Here is a 23,633-nt window from a genome sequence, read left to right as displayed (position 1 = left end):
ATGAGGTCCTTAGCCGATTTCGAATTTAACAAAGTGCCGCTCTGCGATGGTATGATCCTGATTTCAGAGATGATCCGCGACGATTTTACGTCACAGTACGTTTACGCTGAACTGGAGAATCTGGTCAGCCTGGCGCGCGAAGAGATCAATCAGGCACGTCCGCAGGACTGGCAATTAGAGAAGCTGATTGAGCTTTTCTACGGCGAATGGGGTTTCTGCGACACGCGAGGCGTGTACCGCCTGTCTGACGCACTGTGGCTGGACCAGGTGTTGAAAAATCGTCAGGGCAGCGCCGTCGCGTTGGGCGCCATTTTACTGTGGGTTGCGCACGAGCTGGAGATTCCACTGGTGCCGGTCATTTTCCCGACGCAGATGATTTTGCGGGCGGAGTGGCTGGACGGTGAGATGTGGTTAATCAATCCGTTTAACGGCGACACGCTGGATGAGCATACGCTGGATGTCTGGCTGAAAGGCAACATCAGCCCGATAGCTGAGCTGTTCAATGAAGATCTCGATGAAGCCGATAACGCCGAAGTGATCCGCAAGCTCCTGGATACGCTGAAGTCTGCGCTGATGGAAGAGCGTCAGATGGAGCTGGCCCTGCGCGCAAGCGAAGTGCTGTTGCAGTTCAATCCGGAAGATCCGTACGAAATCCGCGACCGCGGCCTGATTTATGCGCAGCTCGACTGCGAGCACGTGGCGCTGAATGATTTAAATTATTTCGTCGAGCAATGTCCGGAAGACCCGATCAGCGAGATGATCCGCGCGCAGATCAACGCGATCGCGCATAAACACATTACACTGCATTAATCTTAATTCCGATTCACACCTGAATAAGGCGATCCTATGAAACAAAAAGTGGTTAGCATTGGTGATATCAACGTGGCAAACGACCTGCCGTTCGTGCTGTTTGGCGGTATGAACGTGCTGGAATCCCGCGATCTCGCTATGCGCATCTGCGAACACTACGTGACCGTGACCCAAAAGCTGGGCATCCCGTACGTGTTTAAAGCCTCTTTTGACAAAGCCAACCGCTCCTCCATTCACTCCTACCGTGGCCCGGGCCTGGAAGAGGGGATGAAGATTTTCCAGGAGCTGAAACAGACGTTTGGCGTGAAAGTGATCACCGACGTGCACGAGGCGTCTCAGGCACAACCCGTGGCTGATGTGGTAGACGTGATTCAGCTTCCGGCGTTCCTCGCTCGCCAGACTGACCTGGTAGAAGCGATGGCGAAAACCGGTGCCGTGATTAACGTAAAAAAACCGCAGTTCGTGAGCCCTGGCCAGATGGGTAACATCGTCGACAAGTTTATCGAAGGCGGTAACGACCAGGTGATCCTCTGCGACCGTGGTTCAAACTTCGGTTATGACAACCTGGTTGTGGATATGCTGGGCTTCAGCGTGATGAAGAACGTCTCTAACCAGTCCCCGGTGATTTTCGACGTGACCCACTCCCTGCAATGCCGCGACCCGTTTGGCGCCGCGTCTGGCGGGCGTCGTGCGCAGGTGACCGAACTGGCGCGCGCCGGTATGGCAACTGGCCTGGCGGGTCTGTTCATTGAAGCGCACCCGGATCCGGCTAACGCGAAATGCGACGGTCCATCCGCGCTGCCGCTGGATAAGCTGGAGCCGTTCCTGAAACAGATCAAAGCGATTGACGATCTGGTGAAGAGCTTCGACGAGCTGGATACCAGCAACTAATAAAAAAACCCGCTTCGGCGGGTTTTTCTTTGCCCGGCGGCGCTACGCTTGCGCGGGCCTACGGGTTTTGTAGGCCGGGTAAGCGCAGCGCCACCCCGCAAAAAAATTACGCAAATATTGTCATCAGATACGCAATAAACAGCGCCATATGCGCCGCGCCGTTCAGCACATTGGTGCGGCCGGTGGAGAAGGAAATCTGGCACAGCAGCAAGGATGCCACCATCACAATCATCTCTGGCGCACCCAGCGCAAACTGCAATTCATTTCCCGTCATAAAGGCAATCAACGTCACCACCGGAACGGTAAGGGAGATGGTCGCCAGAACAGAGCCAAAGAACAGATTCATCGCCCGCTGCACCTGATTATTGAGCACCGCTTTCAGCGCTCCCAGGCCTTCTGGCGACAGGATCAACAGGGCCACCAGGAAACCGGTAAAGGCGACCGGCGCGTTCAGTTCAGTTAACAGCGCCTCCAGCGGGTTCGCATTCATCTTGGTGACCGCAATAACGGCAATCAGATGCACGATCAGCCAAACCGTGTGCCACGCGCTGCTGTGAGCCGACGGCTTACCGTGATGCGGGTCATCGTCGTCACCGTCGTCTTCATGCTCGTAAACAAACAGGCTCTGGTGCGTTTTGGTCTGGATCAGCAGGAACACGCCGTACATCGCCGCGGAAATCAGCGCCACCAGCAGCGCCTGGCCGGTGGTGAAATTTGCACCCGGCAGCGCCATCGGGAATACCAGCACAATAATCGCCAGCGGGAACAGGGCAATCAGGTACTGTTTAATGCCAAAAAGGTTCATGTACTGGGTGGCAAATTTGCGACCACCTAATAAAAGTGAAAAACCGACCAGGCCGCCGGTAACAATCATAATGATGGAATAGAGCGTATCGCGCATTAGCGTTGGCGCGGCGTCGCCGGTGGCCATTAATGCGGAAATGAGACTGACTTCAAGAATCACAACCGAAAGGCTTAAAATTAATGACCCATACGGCTCTCCAAGACGGTGGGCTAAAACATCCGCATGGCGTACCACGCTAAATGCACTGGTTAAAATACCCACCAGAGCCAGAATATTGATCCCCACAACCACTGGCAATGACTGACTGCTTCCCCAGAAGAGCAGCACAGCCAGTGCCAGAACCGGGAAAATGAGAGAGGTCTCCTTGTGGCGGGTTTTCACCGCCTCGTGTGTTGCTGTCATGTGTTTCTCCAACAATGCAGGTGCTTGTAATTATAGATAGATTTTAAAGGTATTAAACTAACAGAAATCTGTTAAATACCCTGTATTTTTTACTTAGTTTTACCCTTTATTATAATTTTTATGCCTGAGGCTTATAATGGCCTATCTCTGTTAAATATTAATTTAATAACAATGACTTGCATTTTTATATTGTTCATTTCTTTCTGTTGGCTGGCACCCTCGCGTATCGTCGTCCACACTTATCTTTTAGCCAAAAGAGAGGTTAACGATGCCATACAAATCGAAAAGCGAATTACCAGATAACGTGCAAAACGTATTGCCTGCCCACGCCCAGGATATCTACAAAGAAGCCTTTAACAGCGCCTGGGATCAGTACAAAGATAAAAAAGATCGCCGGGACGATGCCAGCCGCGAAGAGACGGCCCATAAGGTGGCCTGGGCCGCCGTAAAAAATGACTATGAGAAAGGGGACGATGATAAATGGCACAAAAAGAAATAGCCGCGAATAATACGCTGCCTCCCTTTTGACATTTCAGGCGGTTGACCTGCCGCTGTATTGCATCTGGCCCGCGAATTGCTTATCGTTGCTCAACTGCTGTTAAAATGAACAGCACAGAATGCCAGGAAGGCGAATTACAGATGTCGCAAGGAAGCATGCAGTGGCGGAGGTGGAATGTGTTAACGCGTGATTTCTTGATGAAGGCAGATTGTAAGACGGCATTTGGTGCTATTGAGGAATCGCTTCTGTGGTCGGCTGAACAACGTGCGGCGTCGCTTGCGGCAACGCTTGCCTGCCGCCCGGATGATGGCCCGGTCTGGATTTTTGGTTACGGCTCGCTGATGTGGAACCCGGCGCTCGAATTTGTTGAATCGGCAACCGGAACGCTGCCTGGCTGGCACCGCGCCTTCTGTTTGCGCCTGACCGCCGGACGCGGCAGCGCGTGTCAGCCAGGACGCATGCTTGCACTAAAAGAGGGCGGGCGCACCACGGGCGTGGCATACCGGCTGCCGGATACCACGCTGGAAGATGAGCTGACGCTGCTGTGGAAGCGCGAGATGATCACCGGCTGCTATATGCCCAGCTGGTGCAAGCTGGAACTGGATGACGGCCGCACCGTCAACGCGCTGGTGTTCATTATGGATCCGCGCCACCCGCTGTATGAAGCCGACACCCGAACCCAGGTGATTGCCCCGCTGATTGCCGCCGCCAGTGGACCGCTGGGTACTAACGCCCAGTACCTTTTCTCGCTCGATCAGGAGCTGACGCGTCTCGGTATGCAGGACGACTGTCTGAGTGAGCTGGTGGTGAAGGTGAAAGCGCTGCTGGAAGGGAACCCGCTCAGCAATACGCTGCGGCCAGGTTTTGCCTGATAATACGCCCGGCTGGCCGGGCGTTTATGGTTATGCCGCCACGTAACTTACGGAATGTTCGAGCGACTGGCTGTGGCTGTCGATCAGCACATCCCAGGTGCCGGTGTAAGGCACCGTCAGCCAGGCCTTATCGTCCTGGACGGTAAGGATATCTGCCTGCGATTGTTTCTGTCCTTTCGAACTTATCAGATGGATGCGGCAACGCTCTGAGCAACGCACCACTACCGTATCCCCGCCAAACAGTTTCAGACTTGTTTTCACTCGTGCCATTTTATACCCCGTCGTTTTTGCCCATCCCGAGCGTGATGTTGTTCACAATTCACTCATTGCATAACACCAAAGGGGCAGGGGTGGGATGCTGATTTCGATCAAAAAATGGCGCAACGATTAAACAAAAATGACAAAATCCCTGAAACCTTTCAGCGGACGCACTTTTTCCCTGTTTAACGCGCGCCCGGGAAAAATTATATGCGGAAATGGCCAGCGGTCTCAGCAAGGTCGCCCGCCTGGCTTTGCAGCGCGCTGGCCGCCGCAGCAGACTGTACAACAAGCTCGGCGTTCTGCTGCACCATGCGATCCAGGTGAGTCACCGCGTGGTTAATCTCATGGATCCCTTTCATCTGCTCGCGGGTGGCAATAGATATTTCACGCATAATGCCAGACACGCTCCCGACGCTGGCGCGGATCTCATCCATGCTGTCGCCCGCAAGGTGCACAAACCGGGAGCCGGTTGCTACGCTTTCGGTGGTGGAATCAATAAGGGATTTGATCTCTTTCGCCGCCTGAGCGCTGCGGCTGGCCAGGTTACGTACTTCCCCCGCAACGACCGCGAACCCACGGCCTTGTTCCCCGGCACGCGCCGCTTCCACCGAGGCGTTAAGCGCCAGGATATTGGTCTGGAAGGCGATGCCGTCAATGACGCTGGTGATATCGCCGATTTTCGCGGAAGCCAGTTCGATGGACTGCATGGTGCTGATGGCCTGAGCGACGACGTCGCCGCCGCGGGATGCGGCGGCAGAGGCCTTGCTCGCCTGTTCGTTCGCTTCTGCTGCCGACTCGTTTGACTGCGTAACGGAGGCCGTGATCTCTTCCACGGCGCTGGCGGTTTCGCGAAGGCTTGATGCCGCCTGCTCGGTACGCCCGGAAAGATCCTGATTACCCGCCGCAATCTCATGCGCGGCGTTTTTCACTGAGGCGCTCGCATCACGCAGCTGGACCATCACCACAGAAAGCTTATCGCTGAAGGCGTTAAACGCCTGCGCGATTTGCGCCACTTCATCGCCCCCCTTATCCGGCAGACGCTGCGACAGATCGTTAGTACCGTTGGCAATGTTGTTCATCGCGTCACGGATACCGAACAGCCGCTTAAGCAGGCGGGCAATCAGGAGGTGCATGAGGGCTCCGCTCAGCAGGGCGAGGATTGCCAGCGACAGTGCAGATGCTTTAAGCAATGAGCGCATCCCGGCGGTGGCATCGCCGTTATCAAGCGCCACAACCAGCAGCCAGTGCGTCCCCGGCACGGCGGTGGCCAGGAACGTTTTTTCGCGTCCGTTTGACGTTCCGTCAACCAGGTTGCCGCTTTTCAGAGTGGCAAAATCGGTCCCTTTGATCGTTTCAGTAAACGGCTTAAGCGTCAGCGCAGGATCGCTGCCGGCAATTACGGTGCCGTTGCTGTCCAAAAGCAGTCCACTGCTGGCCGGAGTCGGGTGAATACCGCGCACGTTAGCCACCACGCTGTCCATTGCCACATCGCCCGCCACCACCGCTTTCAGGGCGCCTTGCTCTTTAACGGGTACCGCGAACGTCACCACCAGTTTCCCGGTGCCCGCATCCACATAGGGTGCAGTCACTACCGGGCCATCAGCGCTGACGACCTGCTGATACCACGGGCGAAGGGTGGGATCGTAATCAGCGGGCACCCCGGTTGGGTCAGAAAATTTAGCCGTTTTGCTGGCATAACCCACGTAGACGTTGGTAAATCCACCCGCCAGTGCAAGCTGTTTAAACACCGGAACCGGATCGTCGCTGAGCGCGACCGACTGCGCCGAAGTGATGACGGTTATTTTGCTGTTCACCCAGTCGGCAATCGCCATGTTGTGGCTGGCGCTGGTGCTGGTCAGAATATCGCGCTGCGACTGCTGATTATCCTGGCGCGTGACCTGAAAGTTAATAATGGTATTAAGAAGAAGGGCGACGACCAGACAGCCTGTCGTCGCGGCAATGATGCGGGCGCGAATGGATCTGAACATAAGTGTAATACCTGCTGTGTTGTTTCCATGCCTATCGGCAACGGTGCAGGTAAACTTGATGCTGAAACCGCGTCCATAAGAAAATAATATTTTTAGCGGGTTATTATTAAAAAGTTAATACTTTATCGGCGGAAAGCGTCCATTCAGCCAGCTCCACCAGCGTACCAATTTCCACGCCATCAATCAGCGGCAGCCCGGTAATGCCGCGCCCGTCGGTACAGGTTTTGCACAGTTTGACCGGAACGTTTTGCGCGGTCAGGATCTCCAGCATTTGTTGAATGTTGTAGCCCTCTGCGGGTTTTTGCCCCTTCAGCCCGGCCGTGACGGCGTCGGACATCAAAAAGAGGCGCAGCTCCAGCTCACTCTCCTTATCGCGCAGCGCGATTGCCAGGCGCAGGCTGTTAAAAAGGGATTCACTGCCGTAGGCCGCACCGTTGGCGACGATCACAATCTTCTGCATGTTGACTCCTGTTCTTTGAAAAGGCACGAATATTGCTTCTCGTACCGAAGAATACGTATCGGGGAGAGAAACGATGACGATAGTGGCTGGCAGTTCCCCTGGCGCAACCGAATGGTTCCAGCGTGCGAGAATGTTGCGCGAGGAACAGCTCGGCAGACTGGCGCAGCTGGGCGCACTGGTGAACGGCATCAGTCGACTGGTGCATATGCTACAGTGCGAGCGCGGTGCGTCAAATGTCTGGCTCTGCTCGCAGGGCAAATTGTACGCGCCTGAATGCAAGGCCAGCAGGGCCCTGGTGGATGAAAACCTCGCCGCATTGCACCTTCAGTTTAACGAACCGCTGCCGGGCAGCGCCCTGTGCGAACGTATTGCCAGCGCACTGCACGGCCTTGAGACGCTAACGGCGCTGCGTGATGGCGTTACAGGTCAATGCGTCACCGCGCCGCAGGCGATGGAACATTACAGCCGCATACTGCGTCATTTGCTCAGTATCGTACCCCAACTCAGCGACAGCATTGACGATCCGCACATCGCGGGCCGATTTGTGGCCCTTTACAGCCTGATGCAGGGCAAAGAACTTGTGGGACAAGAGCGGGCGCTGGGGGCTATTGGTTTCACCCAGGGATTCTTTGACGATGAAACCCGCCAGCGGCTGGTGGATCGCATTGATGGCCAGCAGGCCTGCTTTGAGGTTTTTATCTCCCATTGCACTCCAGACGTGCAGGAGTCATTTACCCTCAACTGCCTGCCGGGTCTGGAGACTGAAAAACTCAGGCGTGAAGCGTGCACCCGCCAGCCTCCGGCAGATAACGGTGATACCGCCCTCAAATGGTTTGCCCTGCAAACCGCGCGCCTTGAGCACCTGCGCACGCTGGAGGAGGTGGCAATTGCCGATCTGATGACGGCAGTTGAGGAGCGCCGCTATAGCGAAAACCTGCACGCAGACGATGAACACGACGATATCCTGGCGCGATTTCCGGATAAACCGCTGCTGCCGCTGGTGCGCCAGCAGGCGCGTGAAATTGAGCAACTCTCCCGTCAGCTTGCTTCCCTGCGCGACGCGCTGGAGGAGCGTAAGACCATCGACAAAGCCAAAAGCGTGCTGATGACGCACCAGAACATGAGCGAGGAGCAGGCGTGGACCGCCCTGCGCAAAATGGCGATGGATAAAAACCAACGCATGGTGGATATCGCCCGTGCGCTGCTTACGGTGAAAAATTTGTGGAAGATACCCCCTGGGGAGTAGTTGCACAGTCAGTGGGCAATTCATGCCTGATTGAGGTGCGTAAAACAGCGCTCTCCTTGCAGAAACCCCGTAACGCCGGGGATGAAAAGCTGGCATTACCTTTGCATTAACAGATTAACCATTTTCGACGATGCGCCAACGGCGGTGCATGCGTCTTCAGGATAAAGGCGTCCAGCGGTGCTTCAGCACCGTCGGGCGCTTTTTTTTGCCTTTTTTCAGGAGCAATTATGGCGGATTTGTCGAGACGGCGATTATTGCAGGCCAGCATGCTGGCGAGTGGTGCGATGCTGTTGCCGGGTGTCATGCAGGCCGCATGGGCGGCGGGGTCAGATAAGCCTGAGCAGGATACCGTGCGTATCGGGTTTATCCCCCTGACCGACTGCGCGCCCGTGGTTATCGCGGCCCTGAAAGGGTTCGATAAAAAACACGGCATTACCATTGTACCGACCAAAGAGGCGAGCTGGGCGGCGGTGCGCGACAAGCTGGTGGCGGGTGAACTGGACGCCGCACACATTCTTTACGGCCTGCTTTACGGTCTGGAACTGGGTATTGCGGGCAAGCCGCAGCAGATGGCGAACCTGATGACCCTCAACCAGAACGGTCAGGCCATTACGCTCTCCAGCGATCTGACGGAGAAGGGCGTTCGTGACCTCGACGGGCTGAAAAAGCTGATTGCGCAGCAGGCACCGGGAATCTACACCTTCGCGCATACCTTCCCGACGGGAACGCACGCCATGTGGCTCTACTACTGGCTGGCCAGCGCGGGGATTAACCCGTTTGACGACGTGCGCACCGTGGTGGTGCCGCCGCCGCAGATGGTGATGAACATGCGCATTGGCAACATGGTCGGGTTTTGCGTTGGCGAGCCGTGGAACGCGCGGGCGATTAACGACCGCATCGGGTTTACCGCCGCTACGTCGCAGTCCATCTGGGCCGATCACCCGGAAAAGATCCTCGGCACCCGACGCGACTGGGTGGCGAAAAATCCGCACACCGCACGGGCGCTGGTGAGCGCCGTGATGGAAGCCGCGCGCTGGATCGAGGCGTCAGCGGAAAACAAACGCGAAACCGCGCAGATCCTCTCGCGCCGCGCCTGGCTCAACTGCAAGGAACAGTATCTCACCGGACGCATGCTCGGCGAGTACGACAACGGGGTCGGTCAGCGCTGGCAGGATGCGCACCCGATCCGTTTCTTCAACGAGGGTGCCGTGAGCTACCCGTATCTCTCCGACGGCATGTGGTTCTTAACCCAGTTCCGCCGCTGGGGCTTGCTCAACGCCGCGCCGGATTACGCGGGCATTGCACAGCGCATTAACCAGACCGCGGTCTGGCAGGATGCCGCGACCGCCGTGGGCGGCATGTCCACACCGTCATCACCGTATCGCAGCAGCACCCTGATGGACGGCACCGTCTGGAACGGCACCGATCCGGAAGGGTACGCCAACCGCTTCGCCATTCACCGTAAAGGGGCCTGAGTATGCAGCATCTGCAAAATACAAAACCACAAGAGACGTCAGAGAGCGGGGAAGTGATAGTCCTGCCTCCGTTACAGGTTCGCCGTCGTGCGCCCGCGTTTACGCGTCGGATGAATGATTTTTTACAGCGCGTCATCCCGGCGCTGCTCGGTCTCGGCCTGCTGGTGGTGCTCTGGCAGCTGGCGGCGATAAACAGTAAAGGCTTTCCGACGCCGCTCAGCACGCTCGATTCGGCCATGACCCTGTTTGCCGATCCGTTTTATCGCGACGGGCCAAACGATATGGGCATTGGCTGGAACGTGCTGGCGTCGTTGCAGCGCGTCGCCATCGGCTTCGGTCTGGCGGCGCTGGCGGGCATTCCGCTGGGCTTTTTGATTGGCCGCTTCACCTTTTTCTCCCGCATGTTCAACCCGCTGATCGCGCTACTGCGTCCGGTCAGCCCGCTGGCCTGGCTGCCTATCGGCCTGCTGCTGTTCCAGAAAGCGGAGCCTGCATCGAGCTGGACTATTTTTATCTGCTCCATCTGGCCGATGGTCATTAACACCGCCGAAGGGGTGCGCTGTATTCCGCAGGACTACCTCAACGTGGCCCGGGTGCTGCAACTCTCAGAGTGGACCATCATGCGCCGCATTCTTTTCCCGGCCGTGCTGCCTGCGGTGCTGACCGGGGTACGTCTTTCCATTGGCATTGCCTGGCTGGTGATTGTCGCCGCCGAGATGCTCACCGGAGGTTTAGGCATTGGCTTCTGGATCTGGAATGAGTGGAACAACCTCAACGTCGAAAACATTCTCATCGCCATCGTCATCATTGGCGTGGTCGGGTTGCTGCTGGAGCAGGGGCTGATGCTGATCGCCCGTCGCTTTAGCTGGCAGGAAAAATAAGGAGTGAAGATGAAACCGTTAATTCAGGTCCAGGCCGTGAGCCAGCGTTTTTCCACCGCCAGCGGCGAGTTTCTGGCGCTGCAAAACGTCTCTTTTGATATCCACGAGGGCGAAACCGTCAGTCTGATTGGTCACTCCGGCTGCGGCAAGTCGACGCTGTTAAACCTGATCGCCGGGATCACGCTGCCAACGGAAGGCGGGCTGATTTGCGACAACCGCGAAATCGCCGGGCCGGGGCCAGAGCGCGCGGTGGTGTTTCAGAATCATTCGCTGCTGCCGTGGCTGACCTGCTTCGACAACGTGGCGCTGGCGGTGGATCAGGTCTTCCGTCACACCATGAGTAAGGCCGAGCGCAAAGCGTGGATTGAGCACAATCTCGACCGGGTGCAGATGGGCCACGCGCTGCATAAGCGCCCCGGGGAGATCTCCGGCGGTATGAAGCAGCGCGTCGGGATTGCCCGCGCGCTGGCGATGAAGCCGAAAGTCCTGCTGATGGATGAACCCTTCGGCGCGCTGGATGCGCTGACGCGCGCCCATCTTCAGGACTCGGTGATGCAGATCCAGCAGGCGCTGAACACCACCATCGTGCTCATCACCCACGACGTGGACGAGGCGGTACTACTCTCTGACCGCGTACTGATGATGACCAACGGCCCGGCGGCCACCGTGGGTGAGATCCTGCGCGTCGATCTGCCGCGCCCGCGCAACCGGGTGCAGCTGGCGGACGACAGCCGCTATCACCACATGCGCCAGCAGATCCTCCATTTCCTCTACGAAAAACAGCCGAAAGCGGCGTAATGAGGGGGCACGATGCGACTGGTCATTATCGGTAATGGTATGGCGGCAACCCGGCTGATTGCGTCGCTCACCGGGCGTGTTCCCGGTCGTTTCGCTGTCACCGTCATCGGTGACGAGCCGGAGCAGGCATACAACCGCATCCAGCTTTCGCCAGTGCTGGGTGGCGAAAAGCAGGCGGAGCACATCTGTCTGCACGATGAAGACTGGTACACGGCACGAGGCGTGACGGTGCTGCGAGGAGAAACGGCGCTCGCAGTAGACGTCAACGCGCGTGAAGTGCATACCTCTGCTCGCACGCTGGGCTGGGATGCGCTGGTGTTTGCTACCGGTTCTACCCCTGTTGTGCCGCCGATCCCCGGCGGCGATGCGCCGCATGTGTTCACCTTTCGCACCCTGGCAGAAACCCGCGCCATCCAGAATATCTCCGGGCCGGCGGTAGTGCTGGGCGGCGGAGTACTCGGTGTGGAGGCAGCGGCAGCGCTGGCGCGCAAGGGTGACAACGTCACGCTCGTGCATCGCGGTCCGTGGCTGATGGAACAGCAGCTGGATCAGCAGGCGGGACTGTTGCTGGAAGAGGCGCTGGCGGCGCGGGGCGTTAGCTGTGAACTCGCCTCCGGCATCACCGCCATCGCTGACGATGCCGTGACGTTGCTCGACGGACGCCGCATTGCCGCCACGCGCGTGGTGCTGGCAACCGGCGTGCAGCCCAACGTTGCGCTGGCGAATGCCAGCGGCATTCGCTGCGCGCGCGGCATCGTGGTGGATCAGGAGATGCAAACCTCCGTGCCGGGTATCTACGCCATCGGCGAGTGCTGCGAAATTGACGGCCAGACGTTTGGCCTGGTGGCCCCCTGTCTGGCGCAGGCGGATATTCTTGCCGCGCGGCTGGCCGGGGAGGTCACCGCGCCGTTTACCCTGACCGACAACGGTGTGCGCCTTAAGGTGACCGGCGTGGATCTGTTCAGCCTCGGGCGCGCGACGGCGCAGGCGGACGATGTGGTCTGGAGTTCATGGGATCCGCTGACCCGTCACTATCGACGTTTACTGATCCATCAGGGGGCGCTGGCTGGCGTGCTGCTGCTGGGTGACTGCCGCAGCGCGGCAACCTTTACCGATTTACTGGCAACGGCTGCGCCCGCCCACGCGGACTGGCTGTTCGATCGTTTCACAACGCAACCGCAGGTTGCAGGACAGAACGCTATGACAAAACCTACTCTGGTGGTGGTTGGGCACGGTATGGTCGGCCATCATTTCCTCGAAGACTGCGTTAACCGCAATTTGCATCAGCAGTATCAGATTATTGTTTTTGGCGAAGAGCGCTATGCCGCCTATGACCGCGTGCATCTGTCGGAATATTTTGGCGGACGCAGCGCGGACTCGCTCTCGCTGGTGGCGGGGGAGTTCTTTGCCGATAACGGCATTGAGCTGCGCCTCTCCCAGCAGATCGTTGCTATCGATCGTGATGCACACGTAGTGCGTACCGCCAGTGGCCATGAGACTCACTGGGACAAGCTGGTGCTGGCGACCGGCTCGTACCCGTTCGTACCACCCGTTCCGGGCAACGATCTGCCGGGTTGTTTTGTCTACCGCACCCTCGACGATCTGGACAACATTGCGGCCCATGCGGCAGGCTCTCGCCGCGGTGTGGTGATTGGCGGCGGCCTGCTGGGGCTGGAGGCGGCGAATGCGCTTAAGCAGCTCGGGCTGGAAACCCACGTGGTGGAGTTTGCGCCTAACCTGATGGCGGTGCAGCTCGACAGCGACGGCGCGGCAATGCTGCGTAAGAAAATTGAGGCGCTGGGCGTAGGGGTACACACCAGTAAATCGACGACGGAGATTGCCACCGCAGACGACGGGCTGGTGCTGCGCTTTGCCGATGGTGAACAGCTGGAAACGGACATGGTGGTCTTCTCTGCTGGTATTCGGCCGCAGGACGCGCTGGCGCGCAGCAGCGGGCTGGTTATCGGCGAGCGCGGCGGGATCTGTATTGACGACGGCTGCCGGACTTCCGATCCGGACGTGCTTGCCATCGGCGAATGCGCGCTGTGGGAGGGAAAAATCTTTGGCCTGGTGGCCCCGGGCTACCAGATGGCGCGCGTGGCCGCCGCTGTGCTGGCGGGTGAGGAGAAGCGCTTCACCGGCGCGGATATGAGTACCAAACTCAAGTTGCTGGGCGTGGATGTGGCGTCGTTTGGCGATGCCCATGGGCGCACGCCGGGCGCGCTGAGCTACCAGTGGACGCACGGGCCGCAGCAAATCTACAAAAAAATTGTGGTCAGCCACGACAGCAAAACCCTGCTGGGTGGCGTGCTGGTGGGCGATGCCAGCGAATACGCCACGCTGGTGCAGATGATGCTCAACGGCATCAGCCTGCCAAAAGAGCCGGAAACGCTGATCTTACCCGTATCGTCAGGCAGCGCGCCGAAAGCGCTGGGCGTGGCGGCGCTGCCGGAAAGCGCGCAGATCTGTTCGTGTCATAACGTCAGCAAAGGGGATATCTGCCAGGCGGTAAGCGCGGGCGCAACGGATATCGGCGCCATTAAGCAGTGCACCAAAGCGGCGACCGGCTGCGGAGGCTGTAGCGCGCTGGTGAAGCAGGTGATGGAGTTCCAGCTTGCGGAGCAGGGCGTGGAGGTGAAGAAAGATATCTGCGAACACTTCCCGTACTCGCGTCAGGAGATTTACCACCTGGTGCGCGTCAACCATATCCGCACCTTCGACCAGCTTATCAGCCGCTACGGTCAGGGGCACGGGTGCGAGATCTGTAAGCCGCTGGTGGGATCGGTATTGGCTTCCTGCTGGAACGAGTATCTGCTGAAACCGGCGCATCTGCCGTTGCAGGACACCAACGACCGCTTTTTCGCCAATATTCAGAAGGACGGAACGTACTCCATCGTCCCGCGGATGCCTGCGGGTGAAGTGACCGCCGACGGGCTGATCGCCATCGGCCAGATCGCGAAACGCTATAGCCTTTACAGCAAAATTACCGGCGGGCAGCGTATTGACCTGTTTGGCGCCACGCTCGAACAGTTGCCGGAAATCTGGCAGGCGCTGGTGGAGGCCGGGTTTGAGACCGGACATGCCTACGGGAAATCTCTGCGCACGGTGAAATCCTGCGTCGGGTCGACCTGGTGCCGCTACGGCGTGCAGGATTCCACCGGCCTCGCGGTCAGGCTGGAGCACCGCTACAAGGGCCTGCGCGCGCCGCACAAAATCAAAATGGCGGTCTCCGGCTGTACCCGTGAGTGCGCAGAGGCGCAGAGCAAAGACGTGGGGGTGATTGCCACGGACAAAGGCTGGAACCTCTATCTGTGCGGCAACGGCGGGATGAAGCCGCGCCACGCGGACCTCTTCGCCAGCGATCTGGACGACGAAACGCTGATCCGCACCGTTGACCGTTTCCTGATGTTCTACATTCGCACGGCAGATCGTCTGCAACGTACCAGTACCTGGATGGATAACCTGGAAGGCGGCCTCGACTATCTGCGCGAGGTGATCCTCAACGACAGCCTGGGGATCGCCCACGAGCTGGAGCAGGAGATGGCTCGGGTGGTGGAGACCTACCAGTGCGAATGGCAAACCACCCTAAACGATCCTGACCGCCTGGCGCTTTTTCGCACCGCGGTGAATGTCCCTGCCGCGGCGGAGAGCAAGCGCTGGCAGGAAATTTGTAATATCGATGAGATCCCGGAGCAGGCGGGCATCGGTGCGCATCTTGGGCGCAAACCGATTGCGCTGTTCCGCTTTGGCAAAAACGTTTATGCCCTCGACGATCGGGAGCCGGGTAGCCGCGCGAACGTGCTTTCACGCGGCATCCTCGGCGATGCAGCGGGGGAACCGGTGGTGATCTCGCCGCTCTACAAGCAACGTATTCGTCTGCGCGACGGCTGTCAGGTGGAGAATGGCGAACCCGTGGTGCGCGCCTGGCCGGTAAAAATTGAAAACGGCAAGGTATGGGTTGGAAATGAAGAGCTGGTGATGCGTGCGGAGGCCTCATGACCGAAACCCGGACAACGTGCCCTTACTGCGGGGTGGGCTGCGGCGTGGTCGCCAGCGCAGACGGTGAAAAGGTGAGCATTCGGGGGGATGAAACTCATCCGGCGAATTTCGGTCGTCTGTGTGTAAAAGGATCTGCCCTCGGGGAAACCACGGGGTTGCAGGGACGCCTGCTGCGCCCGGTGGTCGATGGCCGGGAGGTGGCATGGCCGCAGGCGCTGGGCGAAGCGGGCGAGCGGCTACGGAACATCATCAACGAATGGGGGCCGCAGGCGGTGGCGTTTTATGCCTCCGGCCAGCTGTTGACCGAGGATTACTATGCCGCCAACAAGCTGATGAAAGGCTTTATCGGGGCGGCGAACATTGATACCAACTCGCGGCTGTGCATGTCATCGGCGGTGGTGGGCTACAAACGCGCCTTCGGTGAAGACGTGGTGCCGTGCAGCTACGAGGACGTGGAAAACAGCGATCTGGTGGTACTCGTTGGCTCAAACGCGGCCTGGACGCATCCGGTGCTGTATCAGCGGCTGGTGCAGGCAAAGCACAACAATCCGCAGATGAAAGTGGTCGTGATCGATCCGCGTAAAACCGCCACCTGCGATATCGCCGATCTCCACCTCGCGCTCAGACCCGGCAGCGACGCCGGGCTGTTTGTGGGGTTGCTCAATCTGATTCAGGGGCGGGGCGAGTGGCCGATCCCTCGCGTGGCGGCGTTTTGCGATCTGCCTTCAGACGAGATTAGCACCTTCTACGACTGGTTTATCACCGCGCCACGCGCGATCACGCTCTACACCATGGGGATCAACCAGTCCTCCACCGGCAGCGACAAGTGTAACGCCATCATTAACGTGCATCTTGCCAGCGGGAAGTTCAACCGTCCTGGCTGCGGCCCGTTTTCGCTGACCGGACAGCCAAATGCCATGGGCGGGCGGGAAGTGGGCGGGCTGGCGAATCAGCTGGCGGCGCACATGAACTTCGAGCCGGACGATCTTTCGCGCGTGGCGCGTTTCTGGGGAACGGAACGGCTGGCGCAGACCCCGGGCCTGATGGCGGTGGAATTGTTTGACGCCATTGCGCGCGGCGAGGTGAAGGCGGTGTGGATCATGGGCACCAACCCTGCCGTGTCGCTTCCCGACAGCCACGCGGTGTGTCAGGCTCTGGCAGCCTGCCCGCTGGTCATGGTATCTGAGGTGATGCAGGAGACGGACACCAGCCGGTTTGCCCATATCCGTTTTCCCGCCCTGGGCTGGGGCGAGAAAAACGGCACGGTGACCAATTCTGAACGCCGTATCTCCCGCCAGCGTGCCTTTCTGCCTGCGCCGGGCGAGGCCAGACCGGACTGGTGGATCATCGCCCGGATCGCAGAGCAGCTCGGTTATGGCGATGCCTTCGCCTGGGAACACCCTCAGGAGATATTTTGTGAACATGCGGCGCTGACGGCGTTTGAAAATAACGGCGAACGGGCGCTAAACCTGCGCGAACTGGCGTCGCTGTCGCGAGAGGCGTGGGACGCGCTGGCGCCTTATCAGTGGCATGCCGGTGATTTCCCGCAAAGAAATCTTGTACCGGTTGATCCTTCCTCGCATGGGGCAGGCGTCGACGAATTGTACCCCTTGATACTGAATACCGGGCGGATCCGCGATCAGTGGCACACCATGACGCGCACGGGGTATGTTCCGCGCCTGATGCAGCATATCGATGAGCCTTTTGTTGAGATGAACGCAACCGATGCGGCGCGCGCCGGGCTGACTGACGGCCAGCTGGCGCGGGTAAGCTCCCCGCGCGGGGTGATGGTTGCCAGAGTACGTATCTCTACCGCGCAGCGTGCGGGCGAGCTGTTTGCGCCGATGCACTGGAACGCGCAATTTGCACGGCAGGGGAAGGTCAATGCGCTGGTCGAAGGGCGGGTTGATGCCGGTTCCGGCCAGCCGGAGAGTAAACAAACCGCGGTGAAGATCCTGCCCTGGCTACCCGCCTGGCAGGGTGAACTGTATGCCCGCGAGCTACCAGCGCTGCCGCCGTCGGTCTGCTGGTGGCGTAAAGCCTCACGTCTGACGGTGGCGGGGGAGCAGCCGTTGCTGTCGTGGGTCATGGCGTACGCCAGCGTTCGGGGCTGGCAGTTACAGGTGGCACAGACGGGAGAACGCAACAGCGTGCTCGCCTGGCATCACGGCGAGCTGATGCTGGGCTACTGGGAGGGCCATACGCTGCCGGCGCTGGCGCATGCGTTTATTGAAGAAGCCTTTGCTGCTGCACCCGTACAACTCGCTGAACGCCATGCGCTGCTGCACGGACAACGGCCGGGCGAAGATGCCGATCCCGGGCGAATTATCTGTAGCTGCTTCAGCGTGGGTGAAAATACGATACGTAAGGCGATAGCCGGAGGCTGTGATTCTGCCGCAGCGCTGGGCGTGAAGCTGCGCTGCGGCACGAACTGCGGCTCCTGCGTGCCGGAGCTGAAAGCGCTGTTGGGATAATAGTGCAAGGGCGTCGGTTGGCGGCTTCGCATCGGTACGAATTTGTAGGTCGGGTAAGGCGAAGCCGCCACCCGACAAATCTTTTCAGGATATTCCTGAAATTTCTGTTAAGACTGGTTTTCAGGGCTTATGGCGTTAACATAATAAGTGTTTGTTCATAAACACAGGTTCTGATTGACGACGTTGAAGGCTGTATCGTCCCGCATCCGTTTTTTGCTGTTACTCTCCCTTTTTACGGCTGGAGCCGTTCACGGTGCGCCGAAATCCTTCGTGCAGCAGGCGCAGAATCCGTTTGATAATAACGGCGATAGCCTGCCGGATCTCGGTATGGCGCAACCGACCACCGAAGGCGAAAAGCATCTGGCTGAAATGGCAAAGGCCTTCGGTGAAGCCAGTATGACCGATAACGGCCTGACGGCGGGGCAGCAGGCGCGACAGTTCGCGTTTGGCAAAGTGCGGGATGCCGTCAGTGGGGAAGTCAACGAGCAGATTGAATCCTGGCTTTCACCCTGGGGAAACGCCAACGTCAATGTACTGGTGGATGACGACGGCAACTTTAACGGCAGCAGCGGTAGCTGGTTTATCCCCTGGAACGACAACACCCGTTATCTGAGCTGGAGCCAGCTTGGCCTGACGCAGCAGACAGATGGGCTGGTGAGTAATGTCGGGATCGGGCAGCGCTGGGTTGCCGGAAACTGGCTGCTGGGCTACAACACCTTTTACGACAACCTGCTGGAAGACAACCTGCAACGTGCCGGGCTGGGCGCAGAGGCTTGGGGTGAAAACCTGCGCCTGTCGGCCAATTACTACCAGCCGTTCGCTGGCTGGCAGCCGCGTTCCGACATCCGCGAACAGCGCATGGCGCGCGGGTACGACGTAACGGCCAAAGCCTGGCTTCCCTGGTTTCATCACCTGAACACCAGCGTCAGCTTTGAACAGTATTTTGGCGATAACGTCGATCTGTTTAACAGCGGTACGGGGTATCACAATCCGGTTGCGGTCAACCTGGGGCTGAACTATACCCCCGTTCCGCTGGTCACCCTGACGGCTGCCCATAAGCAGGGGGAGAGCGGCGTTAGCCAGAATAACCTCGGGCTGAAGCTCAACTATCGCTTTGGCGTGCCGCTGGCGAAACAGCTTTCCGCCGGGGAAGTGGCGGCGACGCGCTCGCTGCGGGGCAGCCGCTATGATTCACCTGAGCGCGATAATCTGCCCGTGATGGAATTCCGTCAGCGCAAAACCCTCTCGGTATATCTGGCCACGCCGCCGTGGGATCTTAAGCCAGGCGAAACCGTGATGCTGAAGCTGCAAATTCGCAGCAAGCACGGTATCCGGCAGATCCACTGGCTGGGTGATACCCAGGCGCTCAGCCTGACCTCACCGGCAAACGGCAACAGCAGCGATGGCTGGAGTGTGATCATGCCTGCATGGGATGATTCAGAAGGGGCGAAAAACGCATGGCGGCTAACGGCCGTGGTGGAAGATAAGGATGGGCAGCGTGTCTCCTCCAATGAGATCACGCTTTCCGTGGTGCAACCGCTCGTCGCAATGCCTGCCGACGATCCACGGTGGAAGTTGCTGCCGGATGAGTAAGTTAAAAAATGCGCTCCTGATGCACCCAGACGGCGGCTTCGACGCGGGATTTTAACTTCATTTTTTTCAGCATGTGTTTGACATGCACTTTGACCGTGCTCTCGGTGATGTCCAGACGGCGGGCGATCATTTTGTTCGGCAGCCCCTGGGCAATCAGCTTCAGAATGTCACGCTCGCGCGGGGTCAACTGGCTAACGTCGCGGTCAGACGTGGCGCGGTTCGCACGCAGGCTGGCGGCCAGTACCGGCGTTAACGCTTCACTCAGCACCATCTCGCCTGCGGCAGCCTGTTGCAGCGCCTTGAGCAGATCTTCCGGCTCCATATCTTTCAGCAGATAGCCGTCTGCCCCTCGCTTGAGGGCGGTGACCACGTCTTCTTCATGGTTTGAGACGCTGAAGACCACCACCCGGCCAGAGAGGGATTTCTCCCGCAGCTTGTCGAGGGTTTCCAGGCCATTCATGCCCGGCATGTTGAGATCGAGCAAGATCAAATCAGGATCGAGCGATTCGGCAAGTTCAATACCCTGTTCGCCGTTGCTGGCTTCCCCGACGACGGTGATATCTGGCGCCATGCTGACAAGCTGTTTAACGCCAGTGCGCAGCATCGGATGATCGTCAATCAACAGGATAGATGCCGGTTCCTGATTAGTCATGGTTTTCTCCTTGAGCAGTTATGAGGGGCTTTTCGGGTATAAAGGTGACCACTACTTCGGTGCCACCTGACTCTCCCCGGCGAACCTGGCAATCACCGCGCAGGCTTTGCGCGCGGTCTCGCATGATAATTAAACCATAATGGTTCGTTCGTTCGGCATTTTCCGGCACGCCGCGGCCGTTATCCTGAACCCTGAGCTTCACCTGATTATCCTGGCAGCTGACGGTGACCGTAACGGCCGTCGCCTCGGCATGCTTGAGCACGTTGCTCAGGGCTTCACGGGCAATTTGCAGCAAATGGATCGCCTGGTGAGAGGGGACAAAACGCGGTGGCAGCTGGTAATCCAGCTTCACCGGGAAGCCCAGCCGGGCACTAAACTCCTGACAGCTGGACTCCAGCGCAGGGCGCAGCCCCGGCTCGGTGAGCTGCAAACGGAAGGTGGTCAGCAGCTCGCGAAGCTGAACCCACGAGGTGTTAAGCTCGTTGCGGATCTGGCTGAGCAGCTGTTTGCTGCTCTCGGGCATGCCTTCGTCCTGCATTTGCAGGCAGCTCACCTGCATCTTCATGCAGGAGAGGGACTGGGCGATGGAGTCGTGCAGCTCGCGGGCGATGGTGGCACGCTCCTCCATCACGATCAGCTGCTGCTGTTTCTCCTGGTGGCGGTCGAGCGCCAGCGTGGCCGTGAGCTGCTCAACAAGCGTATCGACCAACTGCTGCTGGTCGTGGCTCAGGTGACGTCCGGCGGGCAGGGTGGCCAGCAAAATACCGTACTGGGTATGGCTGTCCATCAGCCGCCACTTGAGGGTCGTGCCGCTGGTGGTAAGCGGCGGCAAGCCGCGCGGGCACAGATGACACCCTTTATCGTCGCAGGAGATGTCCGACTGACAGGTAAATTCCTGATGGTTTTCCTCATCTTCAACGTCGTAAACCCGAAGCTCAAGATCGCGGAGCAGAGTCAGGTTTTGCAGGCCGTTCAGTACTGGCGAGAGACGTTCGCAAAGCGGTACCTGCATATGCAGGCGACGGTTCGCCTGCCAGAGGAAAGAGAGGATCTCGTTTTTTTGCTCAAGCCCGGCGGTTTTCTCCTGGACGCGTTGTTCCAGTACCGCGTAGCTCTCTGATAGCTCTGCCGACATGGTATTGAGCGCCTCGCCAAGCATCGCCATTTCGTTGCGCCCGCTGATGTGCGTGCGCTGGGTAAAATCGCGCTGTGTGACGGCGCGGGCCATCGCCAGGAGCTGTTTCCAGGGGTTAAGCAACCGCGCGCGCAGCCAGATAACCGTGAAAATCAGCAGCAAACCCATAAACAGCGCCATTGCGCGGTGAACCATCACCACACGGTCAATGCGTAACTCTGTGGTGCGATCGAATGAGGAGACAAGATGATCGATGCGTGACACAAACCCGGCGACATCCTGGGCGACCGTTTCCCGGTCTTCCGCCCGCTTTAAGCCGGGCTCCAGCTGGGTATGCCAGTAGCCCTGAAGCGCCTTAAGCTGAGATTGCTGACCGTCACGGATGGCGGCTCTTTCCAGTTCAGGGCTGAATGCGGTACGCTCCATTTCGTCGATAAGCGGTTGGTCAGCCTGCGTCAGCGGCACCGACGCCAGTAGCCGGTAACTCTGCATACGTAGCGAGCCTGCCTCGTTGATGGCATGCGCGTTACCCTGTACACCCTGTACCAGCCAGCCAGAAATAGCCATGCCGGTCACACCGATAGCGGTGGACAGCAGAACAATAAGCGCCAGCTGGTTAACCAGCGTCAGCGGAGATAAACATCTTTTTAACATAGAGTTGCCGGGCTCCTGACGTGACCTGATTGCAGGAATGGCGCTATTCTGGTGCATACCCTGGAGTATACCCATACCAATAAAGGATTACCTCTAAATTGCCAGAGAGGTAACGGTTAGTGGGTGGACGAAGCAGGGATGCCTCAGCACCGTGAAAAACCACACCTTTTTTACGTTTTGCATCTACTCATTAAGAGTGATGGCTTTTTTTTTGCCGCAAAACCTCCCACTTTTCCTTTGATTTATATCAACTTACCGCCGCTCTAAAGCCCTAATGTTTGCAGCATCATTCGAGAATCAGAGGTGTCTATGAGTCACTCTTCCGCTCCCGAAAGGGAAACTGGTGCCGTTATTACAGACTGGCGTCCAGAGGATCCGGCGTTCTGGCAACAGCGCGGCCACCGTGTAGCAAGTCGTAATCTGTGGATTTCCGTTCCATGTCTGTTACTGGCGTTTTGCGTCTGGATGTTGTTCAGTGCGGTTGCGGTTAACCTGCCAAAAGTGGGCTTTACCTTTACCACCGACCAGCTGTTTATGTTGACCGCGTTGCCGTCGCTTTCAGGCGCACTGCTGCGCGTTCCTTATGCGTTTATGGTGCCGGTCTTTGGTGGTCGTCGCTGGACGGCTTTCAGTACCGGGATCATGATCATACCGTGCGTGTGGCTCGGTTTTGCGGTGCAGGATACCTCCACACCGTTTAGCGTGTTCGTGATTATCTCTCTGCTGTGCGGTTTTGCGGGGGCGAACTTTGCGTCCAGTATGGCAAACATCAGCTTCTTCTTCCCGAAAGCGAAGCAGGGTGGCGCGCTGGGCATTAACGGCGGTCTGGGTAACATGGGCGTGAGCGTGATGCAGCTGATTGCCCCGCTGGCGATCTCTGTCTCCATCTTTGCGGCCTTTGGCGGCGGCGGTGTGACGCAGCCCGACGGTTCCGTGCTGTTCCTGCAAAACGCCTCCTGGATTTGGGTACCGTTCCTGGTGGTCTTTACCCTGGCGGCGTGGTTCTTCATGAACGATCTGTCCGCGTCCAAAGCGTCACTGAGCGAGCAGCTGCCGGTTCTGAAGCGTGGCCACCTGTGGGTGATGGCGCTGCTGTATCTGGCGACCTTCGGCTCGTTCATCGGTTTCTCCGCAGGCTTTGCCATGCTGTCTAAAACCCAGTTCCCGGACGTGCAGATCCTTCAGTTTGCCTTCTTCGGTCCGTTTATCGGCGCGCTGGCACGTTCGCTGGGCGGGATGATCTCCGACCGTCTGGGCGGGACGCGCGTTACGCTGGTGAACTTTGTTGTAATGGCCATCTTCTGTGCGCTGCTGTTCCTGACGCTGCCTGCGGGTGGTGAGGGGGGTAACTTCTTTGCCTTCTTCGGCGTCTTCATGGTGCTGTTCCTGACCGCCGGGCTGGGCAGTGCATCTACTTTCCAGATGATCTCTGTCATCTTCCGCAAGCTGACCATGGACCGCGTGAAAGCGCAGGGTGGGAGCGACGAGCAGGCAATGCGTGAAGCCGCCACCGATACCGCTGCGGCGCTTGGGTTTATCTCTGCGATAGGCGCGATTGGTGGCTTCTTTATTCCAAAAGCGTTCGGTATCTCACTGGATCTGACCGGCTCTCCGGCGGGTGCGATGAAAGTATTCCTCGTCTTCTATATCGCCTGCGTGGTCATCACCTGGCTGGTATATGGCCGTAATACCAAGAAAAACAAGTAAGCTTGATTATCCGTTTGCGCGGCCTGAGTGC

At 58.4% G+C, this 23,633-nt stretch carries 18 protein-coding genes; 12 read left to right on the top strand and 6 right to left on the bottom strand.

What is annotated here, in order from left to right:
- Complete coding sequence (sirB1, locus tag RY075_RS13420) at positions 1-810, top strand: invasion regulator SirB1 (protein ID WP_003856670.1); 810 nt, start codon at positions 1-3, stop codon at positions 808-810.
- A gap of 36 nt (positions 811-846) precedes the next feature.
- Positions 847-1,701 (top strand): 3-deoxy-8-phosphooctulonate synthase, encoded by an 855-nt coding sequence (gene kdsA, locus RY075_RS13415; protein WP_003856671.1) that lies wholly within the window; start codon positions 847-849, stop codon positions 1,699-1,701.
- Positions 1,702-1,807: 106 nt separating this feature from the next.
- Here the strand turns inward: kdsA and chaA are convergent, their stop codons facing one another.
- Positions 1,808-2,908 carry a sodium-potassium/proton antiporter ChaA gene (gene chaA, locus RY075_RS13410; protein WP_003856672.1) on the bottom strand — a complete coding sequence of 367 codons (1,101 nt, stop codon included), beginning with the start codon at positions 2,906-2,908 and terminating at the stop codon, positions 1,808-1,810.
- A 268-nt stretch (positions 2,909-3,176) separates the two neighbouring features.
- Between chaA and chaB the strand changes: the two genes are divergently transcribed.
- The gene (gene chaB, locus RY075_RS13405; protein WP_023314272.1) at positions 3,177-3,407 is read left to right on the top strand and encodes a putative cation transport regulator ChaB; all 231 of its coding nucleotides are present in this window, start codon (positions 3,177-3,179) and stop codon (positions 3,405-3,407) included.
- Positions 3,408-3,583: 176 nt separating this feature from the next.
- Positions 3,584-4,279: a gamma-glutamylcyclotransferase gene (locus RY075_RS13400; protein WP_017384255.1), complete on the top strand. Its 696-nt coding sequence runs from the start codon at positions 3,584-3,586 to the stop codon at positions 4,277-4,279.
- Between the two features lie 30 nt (positions 4,280-4,309).
- On the opposite strand, the gene RY075_RS13395 is transcribed toward RY075_RS13400, so the two are convergent.
- The 3 genes from RY075_RS13395 to RY075_RS13385 all read right to left on the bottom strand — a co-directional run bounded on the left by RY075_RS13395 (position 4,310) and on the right by RY075_RS13385 (position 6,988).
- On the bottom strand, positions 4,310-4,549 hold the full coding sequence (locus RY075_RS13395) for a hypothetical protein (RefSeq protein ID WP_003856678.1): 240 nt from the start codon (positions 4,547-4,549) through the stop codon (positions 4,310-4,312).
- Between the two features lie 194 nt (positions 4,550-4,743).
- Positions 4,744-6,528: a methyl-accepting chemotaxis protein gene (locus RY075_RS13390; RefSeq protein ID WP_045351013.1), complete on the bottom strand. Its 1,785-nt coding sequence runs from the start codon at positions 6,526-6,528 to the stop codon at positions 4,744-4,746.
- 106 nt (positions 6,529-6,634) lie between these two features.
- Positions 6,635-6,988, bottom strand: coding sequence for a DsrE/DsrF/TusD sulfur relay family protein (locus RY075_RS13385; RefSeq protein WP_015570354.1), 354 nt, complete (start codon positions 6,986-6,988; stop codon positions 6,635-6,637).
- 73 nt (positions 6,989-7,061) lie between these two features.
- Here RY075_RS13385 and nasR point away from each other — a divergent pair, with 73 nt between their 5' ends.
- The 7 genes from nasR to RY075_RS13350 all read left to right on the top strand — a co-directional run bounded on the left by nasR (position 7,062) and on the right by RY075_RS13350 (position 19,454).
- Positions 7,062-8,234: a nitrate regulatory protein NasR gene (nasR, locus tag RY075_RS13380; protein WP_109948712.1), complete on the top strand. Its 1,173-nt coding sequence runs from the start codon at positions 7,062-7,064 to the stop codon at positions 8,232-8,234.
- 227 nt (positions 8,235-8,461) lie between these two features.
- A complete protein-coding gene (locus RY075_RS13375) occupies positions 8,462-9,709 on the top strand; it encodes a CmpA/NrtA family ABC transporter substrate-binding protein (protein WP_063944610.1) in 1,248 nt (415 codons plus the stop codon).
- A gap of 2 nt (positions 9,710-9,711) precedes the next feature.
- On the top strand, positions 9,712-10,590 hold the full coding sequence (ntrB, locus tag RY075_RS13370) for a nitrate ABC transporter permease (protein WP_003856687.1): 879 nt from the start codon (positions 9,712-9,714) through the stop codon (positions 10,588-10,590).
- Positions 10,591-10,599: 9 nt separating this feature from the next.
- Positions 10,600-11,388: an ABC transporter ATP-binding protein gene (locus tag RY075_RS13365; RefSeq protein ID WP_015570359.1), complete on the top strand. Its 789-nt coding sequence runs from the start codon at positions 10,600-10,602 to the stop codon at positions 11,386-11,388.
- A gap of 12 nt (positions 11,389-11,400) precedes the next feature.
- Complete coding sequence (gene nirB / locus RY075_RS13360; protein WP_109948713.1) at positions 11,401-15,387, top strand: nitrite reductase large subunit NirB; 3,987 nt, start codon at positions 11,401-11,403, stop codon at positions 15,385-15,387.
- On the top strand, positions 15,384-17,861 hold the full coding sequence (locus RY075_RS13355; RefSeq protein WP_063855740.1) for a nitrate reductase: 2,478 nt from the start codon (positions 15,384-15,386) through the stop codon (positions 17,859-17,861). The genes nirB and RY075_RS13355 overlap by 4 nt, the downstream gene beginning before the upstream one ends.
- Before the next feature lie 174 nt (positions 17,862-18,035).
- The gene (locus tag RY075_RS13350; RefSeq protein ID WP_045346345.1) at positions 18,036-19,454 is read left to right on the top strand and encodes a YchO/YchP family invasin; all 1,419 of its coding nucleotides are present in this window, start codon (positions 18,036-18,038) and stop codon (positions 19,452-19,454) included.
- A 1-nt stretch (position 19,455) separates the two neighbouring features.
- On the opposite strand, the gene narL is transcribed toward RY075_RS13350, so the two are convergent.
- Together narL and narX are read right to left on the bottom strand one after the other, a co-directional pair.
- A complete protein-coding gene (gene narL, locus RY075_RS13345; protein WP_003856701.1) occupies positions 19,456-20,106 on the bottom strand; it encodes a two-component system response regulator NarL in 651 nt (216 codons plus the stop codon).
- The gene (narX, locus tag RY075_RS13340) at positions 20,099-21,895 is read right to left on the bottom strand and encodes a nitrate/nitrite two-component system sensor histidine kinase NarX (RefSeq protein WP_003856703.1); all 1,797 of its coding nucleotides are present in this window, start codon (positions 21,893-21,895) and stop codon (positions 20,099-20,101) included. Before narX ends, narL begins: the two co-directional genes overlap by 8 nt.
- A 309-nt stretch (positions 21,896-22,204) precedes the next feature.
- Between narX and RY075_RS13335 the strand changes: the two genes are divergently transcribed.
- Positions 22,205-23,602, top strand: coding sequence for a NarK family nitrate/nitrite MFS transporter (locus RY075_RS13335; protein WP_003856705.1), 1,398 nt, complete (start codon positions 22,205-22,207; stop codon positions 23,600-23,602).
- The last annotated feature ends 31 nt before the right edge of the window (positions 23,603-23,633 follow it).

The organism is Enterobacter sp. JJBC (assembly GCF_036936505.1).
Taxonomy (GTDB): Bacteria; Pseudomonadota; Gammaproteobacteria; order Enterobacterales; family Enterobacteriaceae; genus Enterobacter; species Enterobacter hormaechei_C.
The sequence above is the reverse complement of the archived record's forward strand: the minus strand, read 5'-3'. Positions and strand labels throughout refer to the sequence as shown.

Bases quoted from the DNA above. Each gene is read 5' to 3' on its own strand.
- narX (WP_003856703.1), bottom strand. From the start codon at position 21,895: ATGTTAAAAAGATGTTTATCTCCGCTGACGCTGGTTAACCAGCTGGCG.
- RY075_RS13395 (WP_003856678.1), bottom strand. From the start codon at position 4,549: ATGGCACGAGTGAAAACAAGTCTGAAACTGTTTGGCGGGGATACGGTA.
- RY075_RS13375 (WP_063944610.1), top strand. From the start codon at position 8,462: ATGGCGGATTTGTCGAGACGGCGATTATTGCAGGCCAGCATGCTGGCG.
- ntrB (WP_003856687.1), top strand. From the start codon at position 9,712: ATGCAGCATCTGCAAAATACAAAACCACAAGAGACGTCAGAGAGCGGG.
- nasR (WP_109948712.1), top strand. From the start codon at position 7,062: ATGACGATAGTGGCTGGCAGTTCCCCTGGCGCAACCGAATGGTTCCAG.
- nirB (WP_109948713.1), top strand. From the start codon at position 11,401: ATGCGACTGGTCATTATCGGTAATGGTATGGCGGCAACCCGGCTGATT.
- chaB (WP_023314272.1), top strand. From the start codon at position 3,177: ATGCCATACAAATCGAAAAGCGAATTACCAGATAACGTGCAAAACGTA.
- chaA (WP_003856672.1), bottom strand. From the start codon at position 2,908: ATGACAGCAACACACGAGGCGGTGAAAACCCGCCACAAGGAGACCTCT.
- narL (WP_003856701.1), bottom strand. From the start codon at position 20,106: ATGACTAATCAGGAACCGGCATCTATCCTGTTGATTGACGATCATCCG.
- RY075_RS13390 (WP_045351013.1), bottom strand. From the start codon at position 6,528: ATGTTCAGATCCATTCGCGCCCGCATCATTGCCGCGACGACAGGCTGT.
- RY075_RS13355 (WP_063855740.1), top strand. From the start codon at position 15,384: ATGACCGAAACCCGGACAACGTGCCCTTACTGCGGGGTGGGCTGCGGC.
- RY075_RS13385 (WP_015570354.1), bottom strand. From the start codon at position 6,988: ATGCAGAAGATTGTGATCGTCGCCAACGGTGCGGCCTACGGCAGTGAA.
- RY075_RS13335 (WP_003856705.1), top strand. From the start codon at position 22,205: ATGAGTCACTCTTCCGCTCCCGAAAGGGAAACTGGTGCCGTTATTACA.
- RY075_RS13365 (WP_015570359.1), top strand. From the start codon at position 10,600: ATGAAACCGTTAATTCAGGTCCAGGCCGTGAGCCAGCGTTTTTCCACC.
- kdsA (WP_003856671.1), top strand. From the start codon at position 847: ATGAAACAAAAAGTGGTTAGCATTGGTGATATCAACGTGGCAAACGAC.
- sirB1 (WP_003856670.1), top strand. From the start codon at position 1: ATGAGGTCCTTAGCCGATTTCGAATTTAACAAAGTGCCGCTCTGCGAT.